This is a genomic window from Photobacterium nomapromontoriensis, assembly GCF_050336815.1.
GTDB classification, from domain to species: Bacteria; Pseudomonadota; Gammaproteobacteria; order Enterobacterales; family Vibrionaceae; genus Photobacterium; species Photobacterium nomapromontoriensis.
Genome location: NZ_JAKJSL010000015.1, coordinates 1 through 17,654, shown reverse-complemented (window position 1 = coordinate 17,654; position 17,654 = coordinate 1). Strand labels below are relative to the sequence as shown.

Here is a 17,654-nt window from a genome sequence, read left to right as displayed (position 1 = left end):
TTAATTACCCTGCGGATAAAATTTTTGTCCTGTTATTCGCGCCTAAAATTTTAACTGTCAGATTAGGCCATGTGCCAATGTGAACGATGGCTGACTTTATTCCTGATGGAGAAGGTTCAGGTCACGGTTAGATTAGGCATACAAAAAAATAACCAAACACTAGGCGGCCAGCAGATTGGTTTGGTACAGGCCAGTTTTTATATTGTCGTAGGGGTGATGACATGAAAAAAATACTATTACCGATGCTTGCCACACTCATTGTGGCTGGCTGTAACGATTCAGATGGGGGATCGTCACTTGCAAATGAAGCGACGCCAAATCAGGACGCGGGTTCAGTGCCTGTCTCGGTGGATGTTTCGATACCGTCAGAGGAAATACCCAATGAAGCGGATAGCCTGCAGGCTTGTGTCGCAATTGATGCAGTCTCTATTCATGATATCTCGGGCACCATCGTGGAGTGGACGACAAAAAGTATGAGTGACCCTTATGGGGCTAATTCAACTCAGTGTATTCCTGCAGACAGTGAGATACCTGTCGATAGCGATGGGTATCCGAAGTTCATTGTGATTGACTTGTATGATGTGACAGGCGTGGATTTGATGAACCTGATCACTGAACAGTTAGTGCCTGTCGGTGAATACACCACAATGGCGATGTCAATATTGCAGGGGAGTTACGGAGATTTTCTATCCACACCTTATTCGTATATCGGTAATCCGATTGACAAGATGAAGATGGATATTGTTGATGATCTTACCTTTGAAGGGTTAAATATTAATATTGATGCACCAACGACATTTACCATGTCATTTGATTTGCGCAGTATGATCCAGTTGGTAGAAGAAGCGTATCAAATTAAAAGTGAAGGCTTTCGAGTTGTTGATAACCTCTCTGCCGCAACAATATTCGGTGATATCGACGTATCGTCATGTGCGACATCTGCCAAGGATGCCTATGTCTACCTTTATGAGGCTGACAGTGCTGAATATGGTGATCTAGGCTCAGACCATGCGCCCGTTCAAACGGCTAAAGTGAGTGATGATAATACGTATACCATGGAATATGTACCGGAAGGTAACTACGATATTGTACTGGTATGTGATGCCTTGTTGGATTTACCTAATGAGATAGACCTAGATATCGATCTCGATGGCGCGACGTCTAAGTATCAAGATCAGTATATTAAGGCTGGTGATGATCACTATCGCAATCTATAAATAGTGGTTTGCAACAGTATTAAAAATGAATTCGGCCAAGCAGACATGCTTGGTTGAATTGTTTGGGGAAGATTAAGCGGGTATTCAGCAGAGATTGTTACCCTAGCGATGAATAATTCTGCGCCAGTTCTCATATTTCACATTACATAGAAGAGTAACATTCTACTCAATATCCTGATCAATAAGATATTAATTTGCTTTTGTCTGGTTTTTCAGTATTAGCTGCATTGTTTTCAGTGGTTGTTTTTCGACCATGACTTCTTTACATTGCCATCCCATTAATTGGAACTGAGTGAAAGAGTGTCTTGTTATGTCAGCTGTTATTACCCTAAAAAAAGTGTTTTGTAGTACCGTGTTTGGCTTTGTTGCACTCAGCTCGCTAACGGTAAATGCATCGGTGACTACATCACCGGAACATCATCTGCTATCTACTCTGAACTATGTTGAACTTGAAGCCGAGCAAGGTGACAAGAATATGCAGTTATTTTTAGGTCGTGCTTATCTGGAAGGGACCAATGGCCTAAAAGCTGATCCGTTAAAAGGGATATATTGGCTTGAGAAAGCGGCAGTGGATATGCCAGAAGTGAAAACCATGATTGGTGATCTGTTTAAAGCCGGACAGGTGCTTCCTCGTGATAATCAGCAGGCATTATACTGGTATACACAAGCGGCCAATGAAGGTGAAGTCATTGCAATGGCGGAATTGGGGTTATATTACGCCTCTGGCGCGGGTGGAGCGGTTGATTGTAATAATGCCATTAAGTGGTTTGGTAAAGCGTCAAATGCAGGCTCGCTGGAATCAAAGCGCAATTTAGTCTGGCTTTATGCTACTTGTGATGATCAGCGTATACGTGACGGCCACCGTGCATTGAAATTGGCCAAGCAGGTGCTGAGTCGTAATGGAACTGGTGATGCGGGAGATTACGATAATTTGGCAGCAGCGTATGCTGCGGTCGGGAAGTTTAAGCAGGCGATTGTAGCCCAGCGAACGGCACTTGGAAAGCTGAAAGAGCCCAGCTCAGAACGCTATACAAGCTTTACTCACCGTTTGAAGCTTTATGAGAAAAATCAAACTATTTATAGCGCGTCATTGTAGTGCTATCGATAAAATCAAAGGGGGCTATTTGGCCCCTTTTTGCTATTTTTTTGTAATGTTAAATATAGAATGTGGCGTATAACAGCCACTAATATATCGGATTATTGAACTCGTCCTGCAATTTTTATCCCTATTGATATCCTTAACTATACTTACCTGATGTTGCCCAATACATGAGTTGGGTCCCCGTTTGGTTAAGCAAAGTATCAGAAAAGGAAACGAGCAATGGCCACTTCTGAACACGTTAGCGACAAAGATAGAGCCAAGTATGAATGGCGGTCTTTTTTGTTTATCACCATCTTTCTTTTCCCGATCATTTCGATTGCTTTTGTAAGTGGCTATGGCTTTATCGTCTGGGCACTACAAGTCTTCTTCCTCGGCCCTCCTGGTCATGGTTAACCAACTATAAGTCGTACTTTCCAAACCTAATCAATCATGGCATCGAGGGTAACAATTTATGATGAGCTTTTTGAAAAAGCTGTGGGCAACCTTCTGGCGTCCTGCAGTGCATATCAGTTTAGGCGTGCTTACTCTCGGTGGATTTATTGCCGGGGTGATTTTCTGGGGAGGATTTAATACGGCCTTAGAGATGACCAACACAGAGAAGTTTTGTATTGGTTGTCATGAAATGCGTGACAACGTGTATGAAGAACTGCAAGGCACCGTCCACTGGACAAATAATGCAGGGGTGCGAGCGACTTGCCCTGACTGCCATGTACCACATAATTGGACGGATAAAATTGCGCGTAAAATGCAGGCCAGTAAAGAGGTCTATGGCGCGATTTTTGGCACCATAAACACGCGAGAAAAATTCCTCGAAAAACGGATGGAATTAGCGACCCATGAGTGGAAGCGTTTTGCAGCAAATGGTTCATTGGAATGCAAGAGCTGCCATAACTACGACAGTATGAAGTGGGATGAAATGTCACCGCGGGCGCAGGTTCAAATGAAGCAAGCTGCGGCTAGGGATCAGAGCTGTATTGATTGTCACAAAGGGATTGCTCATCACCTCCCTGAAGACATGGCCTCCAGTGGTGGTATGGTTTCAGATTTAGCGTCTCAATCACACAGTACCAGCTATTCAGATGGTGATACTTATTACAGTATTCAGTTTTTACCGCTTTATCAAGATAAGGCACTGACCGTTAATGGTGGTCAGCTAGAACCCGCATCAGCGGTAAAAGTCGTGAATGTCACTGATGACGCGATAGAGGTTGAGATTCAAGGTTGGCGTAAAACCAAGGGTTTTGGACGAGTTATTAATCAAGACTTTGGGATGAATATTCCTTCGGCAGCATTAAGTAAAGATGCCGCGCAAAATGACAAAATAGTTAAGGGCGGTGAAGAGAAAATGGATGAGATAACCGGATTAACCTGGCAGCAAGTCACGGTAACGTTATGGATGAAGAAAGACAGCTTATTACCTGATGTGCAGCCTATCTGGACGGCGGCAAAATCGGCATATAACACCAACTGCAGTGTCTGTCATACCCAACCGGCTGAGAATCATTTTGATACCAATACTTGGCCTGGGATGTTTAATGGGATGTTGGCGTTTGTCAATTTAGACAGTGATAGTGAAGCGATCGTCTTGAAATATCTGCAAAATCACTCATCTGATTTTTCACAGTCACAGCATTAGAGCTCAAAGGGGATGCATTTATGTCTTTAACTCGTCGTAAGTTTTTACAAGGTGCTATTACAGCCAGCGCAGTGACAGTGATAGGGCCAAGCTTATTAACGCAACTCGCTCATGCTGCAACTGAAAATAAAGAGGCAACCAATGATGCTCCTGGGACTTGGAAAGTAACAGGCTCACACTGGGGCGCGTTTCGGGCTCGGGTTTATAATGGTCAAGTTATGGAGGTTAAACCGCTTGAGTATGATAAGCACCCAACTGATATGCTCAATGGGGTCATTGGTTTGATATATAGCCCTAGCCGCATTCGTTATCCATTAGTCCGGTTAGATTGGCTGAAGAAAAATAAGTACAGTGGAGAAACCCGAGGTAATAACCGTTTTGTTCGTGTCACATGGGATGAAGCGTTAGATCTGTTTTTCCAAGAATTACACCGAGTGCAAAAAGATTATGGCCCGTGGGCACTGCATGCCGGGCAAACGGGCTGGCGGGAAACGGGTCAGTTTCAAAGTTGTACAACACATATGCAACGTGCTGTTGGTATGTATGGTAACTTCGTGAAAAAGGTCGGGGATTATTCTACGGGGGCCGGGCAGGTCATTCTACCGTATGTATTGGGGTCGACAGAAGTGTATGCTCAAGGCACCACGTGGCCATTGATTTTAGAGCATTGTGACACGATGGTGTGGTGGTCAAACGACCCGATGAAAAATGGCCAAGTAGGCTGGCAATGTGAAACGCATGGTTCCTATGAGTTTTATGCAAAATTAAAAGAGAAAGTCGCGGCTGGGAAGATCAAGGTTATTTCCGTAGATCCGGTTGTGTCGCAAACTCAGAACTATTTGCAGTGTGAGCACCAATACGTCAACCCACAGACGGATGTTGCTTTCATGCTGGCGATTGCACATACATTGTATAGCGAAAAGCTCTACGATAAAGAATTCATGGAAACTTACACTTTAGGGTTCGATGAGTTTTTGCCGTATTTACTGGGTAAAGCGGATGATAAAACGGCTAAAACACCGGAATGGGCAGAGCCTATTTGTGGGGTGAAGGCCGATCAGATCCGTGAATTTTCACGTACTCTCGCCAAAGGCCGTACCATGCTAATGATCGGTTGGGCGGTTCAACGCCAGTTACACGGTGAGCAACCGTACTGGATGGCAGCAGTATTGGCTTCGATGTTGGGGCAGATTGGTTTACCCGGAGGGGGGATTTCCTACTCTCATCACTATAGTGGTGTTGGTATCCCTTTCAGTGATGCATCTGGTCCGGGAGGTTTCCCGCGGAATGTGGATGAAGGACAAGAGCCAATCTGGAATAATACTGATTTCAAAGGATACAGTTCAATTATTCCTGTGGCACGGTGGATTGATGCCATTATGGAGCCGGGAAAGAAAATCAATTTCAATGGCAGTACGGTTGTTTTACCTGATACCAAGATGATGGTGTTTAGTGGTTGTAACCCTTGGAATCACCATCAAGATAGAAACCGGATGAAAGCGGCGTTTAGAAAATTACAGACAGTGGTTAATATTGATTATACGTGGACGCCGACTTGTCGGTTCTCCGATATTGTATTACCCGCTTGTACCCAATTTGAACGTAATGATCTTGACCAATACGGGACGTATTCAAAAGCGGGTGTACTCGCTATGCATAAGCTGGTGGATCCCCTTTATCAATCTAAAACCGATTTTCAGATCTTCACCGAGCTATGCCAACGCTTTGGTAAGAGTAAAGAATATACTCGTGGCATGAATGAGATGGAGTGGATCCAGCAGATCTATAATGAGTGCCGCGACGCCAACAAAGATAAAAACCCAATGCCTGAATTTGATGAATTCTGGAAGACAGGGTTAGTTGAATTTAAACGGGATCAGTCTATGGTCAGCCATGCTGCATTTCGTGAGGATCCAGAAATTAATCCCCTTGGAACGCCTTCTGGTTTTATTGAAATTTATAGCCGTAAAATTGCACGTTATAAGTATAAATATTGCCAAGGTCACCCTATGTGGTTTGAAAAGACAGAGCGATCTCATGGTGGACCGAAATCAGAAAAATATCCGCTCTGGTTGCAATCGTGTCATCCACCCAAACGCTTACACTCGCAGATGTGTGATTCAGAAAAGTTCAGAAATACCTATGCTGTAAAAGGTCATGAACCTGTTCACCTTAATCCGGATGATGCAAAAAAACGTGGAATTAAAGATGGTGATATCGTGCGTGTTTTTAATGACCGAGGACAGTTGCTTGCTGGTGCAAAAGTGTCAGCTGACTATCCATCCGGTGTGATCCGTATTACTGAAGGGGCATGGTATGGGCCGTTAAACAATGACATTGGCGCGATTGATACTTATGGTGATCCAAATACATTAACCCAAGATATCGGTACGTCGGAGTTAGCACAGGCAACCAGCGCGAATACCGTTGTGGTTGAGGTGGAAAAATATAAAGGCGAAATACCACCAGTCACATCATTCAGTGGGCCTATTTATGTAAGTTAATTATTGAGGCTATAGCATTGATGGTGATTAAGGCCATGGGAATATCCGGGGGATAGATTCTCTCGGATTTTTTTATCAATTAAAAAGTGGATGTCGATGAGGGATATAAGTATCTAACGATAAAAAATCCAAGTTACTACACCAAGTAATGTTAGTGGATAAGTAACTTGGATAAATGTTATTGCGCATTGTCGTTGTTATTATACGTCGTGTTTATGTCCGTTATTATGATTGCTGTTTGCGACGAAATGCAGCCAGTCCAAGTAAACAGGCTGAGAACATAGCGAGTGTTTCTGGTTCGCTAACTTCAACAGCAGGGCCTTCAAAATCAATCCATAGGTCGCCATCAATAGCACTAAAGATAGGGTTATTTAATGATGCGATATTAGCAAATGTGATTGATTCAAATTGTAAGGTGAAACTATCTGTATTGGCATAGTTCAGTAACACAGCACCTGTAGGATCATCTTCATTAAAGTTGGTTCCAGGGCCTTCAAATAAAATACTGGAGCCAAAATCAGTAGCGCTCAAGCTGGCGGGAGTATTCCCCGTTGTGTATGAGATTAACCCGTCATCTTTAAATACGCGAACGTCTTCACTTTGTTCATTGCCGGGATTATCGAGCTCACCATCTACATCGTACACGATGATCGCCAGTTCATCGGCCACAAAGGGATCGGTGTAAGTGTTGGAATTTGCACCAGTACCATCAAATAATTCAAATAAATACACCAGCCCGCCTTCTGCCTGTTGATCGGCGGGTAGGTTGGCATCACGACGATAGGTGAAACCTACATCCCCATTGGGCTCGGTAACGGTTGAGGCTTTATAGTTAGGTGCTTGCCAGTCGAAGATATAGTCCCCAAAGGCTGTCGCAGTGACTCTTGCATCAAGGGTCGTGCCCCCCGTGGAACCTACATTGGTAAATCGCATGACATTACTGGTTGTTGCTGGATCTGCGGGGCTGAAATGAATAACGGTATCTAAGTTAACTAAGTAGGGTGTATCGAAAGAGAGATCAATGGGGGCTGCTTGTGTTGCTCCCGCAGTTAGGACAGCCAAAGAAAGTAGCGCAGTTTTAATCTGTGTTTTCATTTTTCTTCCTTTATTGATTTTTATAGATAGTAATAGTCATTATTATGTTATGACTTTTATGTTGTGCACTTAGTTATTAGCAAGATGCATGCCAATTTAATTTTATTTAAAATCAATAGATTAAATTTTTGATATTTATGAAGTGTAAATTATTCTGACAGGACACAATGGCAAAATAGGATGAAGAATAGGGCATTTTAAAAATGAGTCGCAATTTGCATACTGATAACAATTTGGCTATCTATTCCATCTTGGAATAGATAGTTATCCATATTTTCATTTTTCATTTGAGTTTCAATCCGTATCCTAAGCGCAGAAATAACTATGAGCTTGATACACCTTGTTTACTTCGATTATTTGAGGTTTGAAATAAGGCTGTTTGGTATTGAATATTAGGAATGATATGGACTTATCATGGGATATCCTTGGCGCGTTGTTTTTGGTTGCGAGCCTCGCGGGTTTTATTGATGCGATTGCAGGTGGTGGGGGTATGTTGACAGTGCCAGCCTTACTTGCTGCTGGTCTTCCTCCTGCGCAAGCACTTGCTACCAATAAATTGCAGAGTTCCTTTGGGAGTTTTTCAGCATCACTGTATTTTGTGCGTAATGGCTTAGTGAATTTAAGAGAGATGCGATTAGCAATTGCATGTACTTTTATTGGGTCAGCGTTGGGAGCTTTGTTAGTACAGGTAATAGACGCCAGTGTGTTAACAAGCTTAATTCCTGTATTGTTGGTCTGTATTTCGTTGTATTTTTTATTTGCCCCTGATGCAGGTAAAGGTGGCGGAACGCCGACATTAAGTGATGCAGCTTTTGCGCTATCGGTAGGTACCAGTATCGGATTCTATGACGGTTTTTTTGGCCCCGGGACGGGGTCGTTATTCACAGTCTGTTTTGTATTGATTGCTCAATTAGGTATTGTTGAAGCCACCGCACGGACAAAGGTATTGAATTTCACGTCCAACATTGCCGCGTTACTCTTTTTTATCGTGGCAGGTTTACCGATTTGGGAAATAGGATTAGCAATGGCTGTGGGCGGCTTTATAGGGGCCCGCTTGGGTGCAAAGGTGGTGGTTACTAAAGGGCGTAAATTAATACGCCCAATGGTTGTCTGCGTGTCAATGGTGATGGCAATTAAGCTCCTGATCGAACAAAATCCACAATGGCTAGATTTGTTTGTTTGAACTAAAAGTAACTTGCAGCAAGAGAATGCTCTAATTTACCTCATGAGATAGTCACAATATAGGGGCTCAAGCGACTAGCTCTGGAGCCTCTGCTGTTGCCCAATGAATACATTGATCAGCTAAAATATTCAATGAATCCAGGCATAAGTGTGGTTGATGGGTCGCTTCCTCAGACAGTGCGACAGGGATTTCGGTACACCCTAAAATGACGGCTTCTGCTCCTTGAGCCAAGAGATCTTCAAATACGGGTAGCATGGCTTGCTTACCTGCTTCAATGTCACCTGCTTTCACTGCATAGATGCCTTCCATGACGGCTTTCTGTTGGCTTTCTGTTGGCTCAACTGTCGCAATCTGTTTTTGAGCCAGTTTGAGCTGGTACATTTTTGTTTTCATGGTTGCAGTGGTTGCCATGATGCCCACTTTTTTATAATGACGAAAATTGGCCTCATTAACCACGCTATCAATAATGCTGATGGTATGCACTTTACAAGTTTGGCTCAGACGCGGATACCAATAGTGAGCGGTGTTACACGGCATAACAATGCATTCTGCACCTGCCTGTTCTAGTTGCTCCATGCCTTGCTTAAGGGCTGGGTATGGATCTTCACCGTTGCTGATTAGAAAGGCAGTCCGATCTGGGATCTGCGGGTTATTACTAACTAGCATGGGGATATGTTGCTGATCATTATGAGCTGGAGTCTGAGCGATAATTTTTTGCATAAATTCAACTGTCGCTAAAGGCCCCATGCCGCCAAGAATCCCTAATTTCTTACTCATAGTGTTGTTCCTACAGTATTTTTCACTGGATTCACTATAAGCCAGTACCGATGGGTTGAGAAATGCCGTTGCTGGGGACGTCATGCCGAATCGGCATGACTAAATAAGCAAACTGTGATCGCTCGCGGTTGAATTTATTCTTACTCGGTAACTGGTTGATGTTGTATGGGTATATACTGCTTTGTTTATTACGCGCAGAACTTATGAATATCGAAAGTAAATGGTTGGAAGATTTTTTAGCGCTCGCCGATGCCCGTAATTTTTCTCAGGCGGCAGAAATGCGCAATGTGACTCAGCCAGCGTTTAGCCGCCGAATTAAGGCACTAGAACAAATGGTTGGTGCTGAGCTTATTGACCGAAGTAAGACACCCGTTGCGCTGACTCCCAGTGGACGTATGTTCCGAATTACGGCCCGTACCTTGATGAACCAAATGATGGATGGGATCGGTCAATTATCTGATCTTTCAAAGTTGGGGGGGAATATCGTTCGAGTTGCGGCGGCGCATTCATTGGCGACGAGTCTAGTTCCTTCTATTCAGCCAAAACTTCAGGCTGGTTATCACAATCCGTTACTGAGTGTTGAAGCTATCGATGTTGATAAAGCGATAGAAGAGCTACATGAAGGTGGGTGTGATTTATTACTGGCCTTTGATGATGAGCTGCTTCGGCTTCCTCCTTACCAGTCACTACAAATTGGGCAAGCTGAGCTATTGCCAGTCTGTCTATGTGATAGAGAAGGCGTGCCTCTGTTTGATCTCACTCAGCAGGAACCCGTTCCGTGGTTGGCATACAGTCCTAGTTCTTATATGGGACGACAGGTAGAAGCCATCCGAGATCAGGTCAATCTGAAGGCGGTATTTTTATCATCAATGACCGACTTGCTTAAAATACTGGTATTACAAGGGCAGGGGGTAGCTTGGCTACCGGATTACTCGATCGATGCTGAGTTGAAGAGTGGTAGAGTGGCTATTGTCGGAGAGCCTCATCTTCGCTTACCGATTACGTATTATGCGTACCGCTATCAGGCGCGTCTGCATCCAGCGGGTGAGCAGGTTTGGCAGACATTACAAAATTATGTGGCAGAATAAAAAAGAGGCCATAACAACATGTTGTTATGGCCTCTTTTTTAACTATAGCTGTGTTGGATGATTACACAATCATTGGTGCGATTAGGAGTCCACACAGCGTAGCGGCAGCCACACCCACGAGTCCAGGCAGTAAGAAAGGGTGGTCAAAAATATTCTTACCCATTCGAGTTGAACCTGTTGAGTCAAATTCGATAGCGGCTAGGGAGGTTGGATATGTCGGAAGAACAAATACCCCGGTGACTGCGACAAATGAAGCAAGAATCGCCCAGTGTGGAACTTGTAGGCTGAGAGCCAGAGGGATAATTAATGGGGTGGTTGCACCTTGGGAAAGAAGCAGTGTACATGTGCCAAATAATACCAGTGACAATAGCATTGGATAAGATTGTAATAGAGACCCAGCAAACTCTTTAATTTCAGGAAGATGGGCATTAACCATTGTTGACCCCATAGTCACGATGCCTAAGATCACCGCAACAGAACTCATCCCAGATCGGAATGTACTGGTACGAATAATGGTATCAGGATCGATTTTGCATAATGGTACCATCATGCAAGCAACGGCAAACATAGAGACAATAATGATATCGCGGGTTGACATCATCGAGCCATCGCTAAAATGCGGACGTAGTGCAGGGAAAGCGGCATAAATAACGATAGCGACAGTCGCAAACAGAAATAACCATACTGAATATTTTGCTTTTGGGTTGACGGTGATTTTTTTATCTTCGTGTTGCTGATGCTCTTGTTGCAAGTGTTCTAGATAGACAGGATCATCTTTTAATTCGCAGCCTTGACGTGATGCGATAAATGCACCGACCATTGCGGCAATAAACGATGCTGGCAGACACACCGCCATAATTTGCAGGAAGCTGACTCCAATCGGTTCCATGATTGAAATCATGGCTGCCATAGCGGCAGAAATTGGTGAGCCTGAGATAGCAACTTGTGACGCAACGACAGCCCCAGCAAGTGGACGGGATGGTCGTTCCCCAATTTCTTTTGCGACTTCAGCAATGACTGGCAGCGTTGAAAATACCGTATATCCGGTGCCGGCCATGATTGTCATTAGCCAAGTGATCATCGGAGCCAAGAAGCAGATATAACGAGGATTACGACGCATGAGGTTACCCGCATGATGGACTAACCAGTCCATCCCTCCCGCCGCTTGCATAGTCGATGCTGCAGTGACGACTGACATGATGATTAAAATAACGTCGATGGCGGGCTCGCTGGGTTCAAGTCCAAAACCAAGCGTTAAAATGGCGAGGCCGAGGCCACCAGCTAAGCCGACACCTAACCCGCCCATTTTTAGTCCCCAGTAGATACAGCCTAATACCACGATTAGCTCAATTGCTACTAACATAATGTTTCCTATCCGTATGGAATAATAAATCTGTATCGGTACGTTGTCGTAACCGATTTATATTGGCATCAGCCACTGAATAATTGTGGGTATAGTGCTTAAACTGATTGAGTCTGTTAAATGCCGAATTTCGTTTTTTCATACCTAATCGGCATGAGAGTGAGGGTGGTTTTGTGAGGTAATTAACAGAATTGGGTTATTTGCTGTATTACCACACTTGGTGTGGGTGAAAAACGTACAAAGAAGGGAGGTAATTAACGGAAAAATATTGTGACAAGCATCACGTGACACTATGTGTTTTTGATTTCATGATGGAATAGATTGCGGCCCTGTTTTTCGCGGTTAGTTTATGTGGAGAGGAATAGATCCCGCAATAGTTTCAATAAGATCTCGAATACGTGTTGAGCGGTAGCTGTTATGGCGATAGCAAAGATGAACTGGGCGAGTGAGTTCATCAAGGAATTTAAAATGGTGGCAATAAGCGGGGTCTATATTTAATGTTTTCACAATCGAAGTGGGTACTAATGCTGGGGCTACCCCCCCTAGAGCCAGTTGTGCGGCGGCAGTATAGGAGTCCATTTCCATCAGAGGAATGATGGCCGCTTTCTGAAGTAGGCTAGCTTGATTGGCATTGGCTGGATTCTTGAAATCATTAACAAGTAAGGCTTTCGGTTTTTGTTTGAGTGTTTGTGGGCTGATTACCGTGAAAGATTCACAAAATAGCAGTTGGGTAGCCAGGCCATGTTGTGGTGGTAAGTGGCCTGCGCAAAAGCCAATTGTTGCATCGCCTGACTGGACTTTTTCTATGATAGCTGGGGTGTGGTGAGTTGTGATACTAATATAGGGATCAGATTGGAAGTAGCTACCGATGATCTCAGCAAGGTAGCCAGCCACTAATGTTTCAGAGCAAGCAAGTTTGATAATAGAGTGATCCTGAAAGTGCTGTTGATCAAAGATCAATCCTTTCATTTCTTGGTAGCTGGGGCCGACATTATCAATGAGAGCTAATGCATCGGTAGTGAGCTTGATATGTCTCCCTGAAGGTTCGATGAGTTTTTTTCCAAGACGTTGCTCAAGTTTGGCAATGCGTTTACTAACCGCACTTTGGCTGAGGTAGAGGCGGTTAGCCGTCTTGCTCATCGTGCCCTCTTGCGCAAGGGTCAGGAGGGTTTCTATTCCTTCAAGTAACAAGTGCTTTTGTCCGTAAATATCAGGGAAAATCGGTGAGAGCCAGATTAATGCTCTGGCTCTTGCTGGGTAATACTGCCGACTTCTAGCATGGCTGCGACATCTAAATGCTCAGCATTCATCATGGCTGAAATACGCTGTACGGAAGAAAGTAACAGTGATTGTTCCCATTCTTCTAGTTTTTGGTATCGGGCAACAAAATCTTCCTGTAGTGGTGGCGGCGCTTTTTCAAGCACGGCTTTACCTTCTTCTGTCAGGTTTGCGTGTACTTTTCGTTTGTCGAGTGTACTACGTTCACGTACAACCAGCTGACGTTTTTCCAGACGATCCAATATCGTTGTCGCTGTTGCCTGACTCATATTGGTATTGTTTGAAAGCTGCCGAATGGTCACTTCCCCCGAATCACGGATGGCACGCATTAATACCAATTGTGGACCTGTCAATCCCGCTAATTTATTCAATTTGCGTGAGTGCAGGTCGATGGCCCGAATGATCTGTCGTAGGGCAATCAAGACTTCTTCGTGCTTGTCCATATTCCTCTCCTCAATAGTGCCCGCCGAAAGTACCGCAAACGGAAGAAAGTTGGAAGCCTTAGTTTTCATAATGTTGTTATAGACAATATAGCGCTTATTTGTATTACTAAGATATTAACCAAGTAAGTGACTATTTACTGTTTGGTTTCACAACAGTGACAAAATTGGCAATAAAAACAATTGTTACCATTACACTGTAGCGTTGCTCGAGCACTATGCGGTCTATACGTCGTTCCAAAGTCAGTGATATAGGACAATCCCGGGAATATTGGCTAGTGTTTCCTTTAGGTATGGAGCTCTCGAAGGAATAGATCACACTTAATTTAATAATTGAAACATGAACTGCTGATGTTGACGGCTAAAGTTAGTCCGTCATTCATTGAATTTGCCATAATTATAACAGTGGCAATGAGGAGTCAGCTGGCAATGACAAAACTCTGCGGTATTGGCCTCATACTGGTTGCTATGTGCCCGATGGTATTCGCAACCGAAAAAATTCAACCTGTGCAGCCCCTTTCTGCTCGGGTTGACCTTGAACAACAATTTTCTGATGGCATCCTTCAGCAAAAGAAAGCCCGTCGATGGGTATATGACGTTGCGAATAATATTGTTGCGATCCGTTATGTCGATCAATTAGCGGATTTATATCATGGTATTGGTTTTGTGCCATTGTGGCAGGATACGTTTACCGCGAATGAATTCGAACAGCAATTGCGAATACTTGTACTGTCCAATGTCAGTCGTGATTTTTCTCGCCGTTACGCATTGCTTCAACAGTACAAAAAAAGCAATGATTGGCGCCATTATGATTTGCTCGCCACGGATACACTGCTGGCATACATGAGTTATATTGCTGGGCTACCCAACCATGGCCGTGAATGGCTATTTGGTAGCGGTGTTGAGCCTCGATTACCCTTCCCTTCAAATGCCGCACTCATACGATTGTCAGCCGCTATAGAACAAGAGCGGTTACGGCAATTTGTTCATAGCCTCAAACCTGTTGGTGATAACTATACCCAGCTATTGCTCGCCATAGAGACATTAGAGTCGATGAGTCGCGCGACATGGCCGAAATTTTATCAGTCTGGCATTATTCGACTGGGAACTCGACTAAGAAATCCAGATGCATTGATTTCCATTTTGGAAGGTTTGGGCGATCTTCGTGATTTTGAAGCTGATCAAATTCGTGCAGCAAAAATACAGCATTACAATATAGATCTTGCTAACGCGATAAAAAATTTCCAGCGTCGCCATGGGTTGAAACCTGACGGCGCGATAGGGCCGAAAACCCGACAATGGTTGGCGCTATCACCTAAGTTACGGATCCGGGTATTGGCACTTAATGCACAGCGAGTTCGGCTGTGGCCTGCTGATGCCGCGTCAGTGCTGATCGTTAATATTCCAAATTTCACAATGAATCTTTGGCTTGATAATCGGCATGTTCTTGGGAGTAAAGTGATTGTTGGCCGGCCTAGCCGACGTACACCATTGATGACCTCGAATGTGGCATCTGTGGTATTTAATCCTTATTGGAATGTGCCAATGTCGATTATGCGCAAAGATATATTACCGAAGGCACAGCGTGACAGGGGCTATTTACACCGTAATGGCTTTGCGGTGATCCGCAGTTGGAGCAGCTCTGAGCAGATCCCGATCCATACCATTGATTGGCGGATTGTGAACGCTAAATCATTTCCCTATCGTTTACGGCAGAAACCAGGAAGTAAAAATGCTCTTGGGCGGTTTAAGTTCAACATCCCGAATGATGATGCGATTTATTTGCATGATACTCCGTCAAAGCGTCTTTTTGCTAAAGAGGTTAGGGCATTAAGTTCTGGATGTGTCAGGGTCGAACAGGCCAGTGATTTGGCGATGGTGTTACTCAATTATTCAGGAGTGCCCGAGCAGCGGGTTAACGAGCTTAAGGCTCGTACGAAAACAAAGACAGTTGGGTTGCACAAAAAAATCAAAGTGCATTTGATTTACCAGACCGCTTGGGTTGACGAGCAAGGGCTGGTGAACTTCCGGGATGATGTGTATGACTATGACAATTTTGTTGCTATGTCTCAAAACCAAGAATTATTTACATCTCGTAACGAAGAATAAATTTCTTTTGTGTCAATAATTAGGCGTGGTTTGACGAAAAAAACAGCGATTTCATGTGATTTCATGATTTGACTGAGCAATATCCGAACGTTATCTTGATTTCAGTTTATGGGGAAGCGGTTGCGCTTGCCGGGAGTCAACCGGTTATTGCGCTGAATTGGTTATTGTTGAGTTATGTCTGAAATAGATTACAAGCGTCGCCAGTTGCTGGTTGCTGGCGGGCTTACGTTAGGGGCGTGTTTGATGCCAGGAATAGCGATGGCAAGCCCTTATCGTGCGGAAAATCCGCGCCAGATTTCTCTGTGTAATATACATACACGTGAAGATTTGGAAACCGAATACTTTGACGGAAGGCAGTACCTAAACGAAGAACTGCAAAAAATGAATTATATCTGCCGAGATTTCAGACGTAATGAAGTTGCGAAAATGGACCGTCGCCTGTTTGATGCCATCACCGAGATTCAGGCGGGCCTTGGCCATAAAGGGCAAGTACGCATTATTTCTGGTTATCGGTCACCTGCAACGAATAAAGCGCTGCAAAAAAAAGGTGGTGTGGCAACGAAAAGCTACCATATGAAAGGTCAGGCAATCGACTTTAATCTGGAAGGTGTTTCATTGTCTCGGATCCGCCATGCGGCACTTGAACTGCGTATGGGTGGGGTTGGCTATTACCCGCGCAGTGGCTTTGTCCATATTGATACCGGACCTGTTCGTCGTTGGAATGGTTAAGTGGCAACGGCTATAACACGGTCAAAATAAAAGATAAAAAATCAAGCCGGTGTCGCTTCTCTGATAGTTGCACCGGCTTTACTGTATTTGGATTTTGCCAATCAGGCTGTGTTATCCTGCGGTTATAACTGCAACCGTTAGGAAAAATTGATGAGTCTCCACTTTGAAGTTGTACCCGTTACTCCGTTTCAGCAGAACTGCTCTGTGATCTGGTGTGATGAAACGAAAGAAGCTGCACTGGTTGATCCCGGTGGTGATATTCATTTACTAAAAGAAAAAGTACAGCAGCTTGGCCTGACGGTAACCAAGCTTATTCTTACTCACGGCCATCTTGATCACGTGGGGGGGACTGAGCCGTTGGCGAAAGAGCTGGGCGTGCCTGTGATTGGTCCGCATAAAGATGATGCCTTTTGGCTACAAGGTCTTCCTCGGCAGAGTGAGATGTTTGGTTTCCCAATGACAGAAGCGTTCGAGCCTGATCAGTGGCTCAATGACGGTGATGTTATTCAGTTAGGCAATCAGACATTATCCGTGCTGCATACGCCGGGTCATACGCCTGGGCATGTGGTATTACACAATGTTGATGCCAATGTCGCTTTTGTCGGTGACGTACTGTTTAAAGGTGGCATCGGACGTACTGATTTCCCTCAAGGGGACTACCAAACACTGATCAATTCCATTAAAGGTAAGTTGTGGTCTTTAGGGAATGACGTGACATTTGTACCTGGGCATGGTCCGCTGTCAACGTTTGGTCACGAGCGAGCAACTAACCCGTTTGTTGCTGATGAAATGCCATTGTATTAATGACACCGTGGATTAATACAAAGATGAAAATACCTTGCTCTTACCAGCAAGGTATTTTTTTGTTTGCCCAGCGAAGCTGGCAAACCCGTCAGGTTGCAAGAAACCTGAATCACCCCGACTGAGGGGAAGATAATCCGAATCGCAAGGGCGTTGCTGGCCAACGGCAGGGTCTGAAGGAAGCGATAGGAAGTTAACAGTACACAACGAAAGTGAACCTGATTCGGCAGTCTAGGTGGGTAAGCGTGCAAAATAGCGCAAAGCCCCATACTCAGTCAGACCTATGCTGTGCTTGAGGGTGGAATTGTTAACAGGGAGCCAGTGCAGTAACT

The 17,654-nt window shown here is 44.3% G+C and carries 15 protein-coding genes; 10 read left to right on the top strand and 5 right to left on the bottom strand.

What is annotated here, in order from left to right; translation table 11 throughout:
* The first annotated feature begins 221 nt into the window (after positions 1-221).
* From L4D12_RS00795 to torA, 5 genes are all read left to right on the top strand, one after another.
* Entirely contained in the window at positions 222-1,217 is a 996-nt protein-coding gene (locus tag L4D12_RS00795) for a hypothetical protein (RefSeq protein WP_428445910.1), read from the top strand.
* A gap of 310 nt (positions 1,218-1,527) precedes the next feature.
* Positions 1,528-2,313: a tetratricopeptide repeat protein gene (locus L4D12_RS00790; protein ID WP_428445909.1), complete on the top strand. Its 786-nt coding sequence runs from the start codon at positions 1,528-1,530 to the stop codon at positions 2,311-2,313.
* 225 nt (positions 2,314-2,538) lie between these two features.
* Positions 2,539-2,712: a periplasmic nitrate reductase, NapE protein gene (locus tag L4D12_RS00785; protein WP_428445908.1), complete on the top strand. Its 174-nt coding sequence runs from the start codon at positions 2,539-2,541 to the stop codon at positions 2,710-2,712.
* Positions 2,713-2,770: 58 nt separating this feature from the next.
* A complete protein-coding gene (torC, locus tag L4D12_RS00780; RefSeq protein WP_428445907.1) occupies positions 2,771-3,955 on the top strand; it encodes a pentaheme c-type cytochrome TorC in 1,185 nt (394 codons plus the stop codon).
* A 20-nt stretch (positions 3,956-3,975) separates the two neighbouring features.
* Positions 3,976-6,459 (top strand): trimethylamine-N-oxide reductase TorA, encoded by a 2,484-nt coding sequence (torA, locus tag L4D12_RS00775; protein WP_428445906.1) that lies wholly within the window; start codon positions 3,976-3,978, stop codon positions 6,457-6,459.
* A 225-nt stretch (positions 6,460-6,684) separates the two neighbouring features.
* Here the strand turns inward: torA and L4D12_RS00770 are convergent, their stop codons facing one another.
* Complete coding sequence (locus L4D12_RS00770; RefSeq protein ID WP_428445905.1) at positions 6,685-7,554, bottom strand: hypothetical protein; 870 nt, start codon at positions 7,552-7,554, stop codon at positions 6,685-6,687.
* A 403-nt stretch (positions 7,555-7,957) separates the two neighbouring features.
* Here L4D12_RS00770 and L4D12_RS00765 point away from each other — a divergent pair, with 403 nt between their 5' ends.
* Entirely contained in the window at positions 7,958-8,737 is a 780-nt protein-coding gene (locus L4D12_RS00765; RefSeq protein ID WP_428445904.1) for a TSUP family transporter, read from the top strand.
* 66 nt (positions 8,738-8,803) lie between these two features.
* Here the strand turns inward: L4D12_RS00765 and cuyB are convergent, their stop codons facing one another.
* A complete protein-coding gene (gene cuyB / locus L4D12_RS00760) occupies positions 8,804-9,514 on the bottom strand; it encodes a cysteate racemase (RefSeq protein WP_428445903.1) in 711 nt (236 codons plus the stop codon).
* 203 nt (positions 9,515-9,717) lie between these two features.
* On the opposite strand from cuyB, the gene L4D12_RS00755 reads away from it, so the two are divergent.
* Positions 9,718-10,602 carry a LysR substrate-binding domain-containing protein gene (locus L4D12_RS00755; RefSeq protein ID WP_428445902.1) on the top strand — a complete coding sequence of 295 codons (885 nt, stop codon included), beginning with the start codon at positions 9,718-9,720 and terminating at the stop codon, positions 10,600-10,602.
* A 61-nt stretch (positions 10,603-10,663) separates the two neighbouring features.
* On the opposite strand, the gene L4D12_RS00750 is transcribed toward L4D12_RS00755, so the two are convergent.
* The 3 genes from L4D12_RS00750 to L4D12_RS00740 all read right to left on the bottom strand — a co-directional run bounded on the left by L4D12_RS00750 (position 10,664) and on the right by L4D12_RS00740 (position 13,686).
* Entirely contained in the window at positions 10,664-11,965 is a 1,302-nt protein-coding gene (locus tag L4D12_RS00750) for an anaerobic C4-dicarboxylate transporter (RefSeq protein ID WP_428445901.1), read from the bottom strand.
* A gap of 342 nt (positions 11,966-12,307) precedes the next feature.
* Positions 12,308-13,156: a LysR family transcriptional regulator gene (locus L4D12_RS00745; RefSeq protein WP_428445900.1), complete on the bottom strand. Its 849-nt coding sequence runs from the start codon at positions 13,154-13,156 to the stop codon at positions 12,308-12,310.
* Positions 13,157-13,200: 44 nt separating this feature from the next.
* On the bottom strand, positions 13,201-13,686 hold the full coding sequence (locus L4D12_RS00740) for a MarR family winged helix-turn-helix transcriptional regulator (RefSeq protein WP_428445899.1): 486 nt from the start codon (positions 13,684-13,686) through the stop codon (positions 13,201-13,203).
* 426 nt (positions 13,687-14,112) lie between these two features.
* On the opposite strand from L4D12_RS00740, the gene L4D12_RS00735 reads away from it, so the two are divergent.
* From L4D12_RS00735 to L4D12_RS00725, 3 genes are all read left to right on the top strand, one after another.
* A complete protein-coding gene (locus L4D12_RS00735; RefSeq protein WP_428445898.1) occupies positions 14,113-15,792 on the top strand; it encodes a L,D-transpeptidase family protein in 1,680 nt (559 codons plus the stop codon).
* 174 nt (positions 15,793-15,966) lie between these two features.
* Positions 15,967-16,521: a peptidoglycan L,D-endopeptidase MepK gene (mepK, locus tag L4D12_RS00730; protein ID WP_428445897.1), complete on the top strand. Its 555-nt coding sequence runs from the start codon at positions 15,967-15,969 to the stop codon at positions 16,519-16,521.
* Between the two features lie 150 nt (positions 16,522-16,671).
* Entirely contained in the window at positions 16,672-17,325 is a 654-nt protein-coding gene (locus L4D12_RS00725; protein ID WP_428445896.1) for an MBL fold metallo-hydrolase, read from the top strand.
* Positions 17,326-17,654 lie beyond the last annotated feature (329 nt).

Excerpts from the sequence above, each read along its gene's own strand:
- L4D12_RS00795 (WP_428445910.1), top strand. The coding sequence starts at position 222 with ATGAAAAAAATACTATTACCGATGCTTGCCACACTCATTGTGGCTGGC.
- L4D12_RS00790 (WP_428445909.1), top strand. The coding sequence starts at position 1,528 with ATGTCAGCTGTTATTACCCTAAAAAAAGTGTTTTGTAGTACCGTGTTT.
- L4D12_RS00785 (WP_428445908.1), top strand. The coding sequence starts at position 2,539 with ATGGCCACTTCTGAACACGTTAGCGACAAAGATAGAGCCAAGTATGAA.
- torC (WP_428445907.1), top strand. The coding sequence starts at position 2,771 with ATGATGAGCTTTTTGAAAAAGCTGTGGGCAACCTTCTGGCGTCCTGCA.
- torA (WP_428445906.1), top strand. The coding sequence starts at position 3,976 with ATGTCTTTAACTCGTCGTAAGTTTTTACAAGGTGCTATTACAGCCAGC.
- L4D12_RS00770 (WP_428445905.1), bottom strand. The coding sequence starts at position 7,554 with ATGAAAACACAGATTAAAACTGCGCTACTTTCTTTGGCTGTCCTAACT.
- L4D12_RS00765 (WP_428445904.1), top strand. The coding sequence starts at position 7,958 with ATGGACTTATCATGGGATATCCTTGGCGCGTTGTTTTTGGTTGCGAGC.
- cuyB (WP_428445903.1), bottom strand. The coding sequence starts at position 9,514 with ATGAGTAAGAAATTAGGGATTCTTGGCGGCATGGGGCCTTTAGCGACA.
- L4D12_RS00755 (WP_428445902.1), top strand. The coding sequence starts at position 9,718 with ATGAATATCGAAAGTAAATGGTTGGAAGATTTTTTAGCGCTCGCCGAT.
- L4D12_RS00750 (WP_428445901.1), bottom strand. The coding sequence starts at position 11,965 with ATGTTAGTAGCAATTGAGCTAATCGTGGTATTAGGCTGTATCTACTGG.
- L4D12_RS00740 (WP_428445899.1), bottom strand. The coding sequence starts at position 13,686 with ATGGACAAGCACGAAGAAGTCTTGATTGCCCTACGACAGATCATTCGG.
- L4D12_RS00735 (WP_428445898.1), top strand. The coding sequence starts at position 14,113 with ATGACAAAACTCTGCGGTATTGGCCTCATACTGGTTGCTATGTGCCCG.
- mepK (WP_428445897.1), top strand. The coding sequence starts at position 15,967 with ATGTCTGAAATAGATTACAAGCGTCGCCAGTTGCTGGTTGCTGGCGGG.
- L4D12_RS00725 (WP_428445896.1), top strand. The coding sequence starts at position 16,672 with ATGAGTCTCCACTTTGAAGTTGTACCCGTTACTCCGTTTCAGCAGAAC.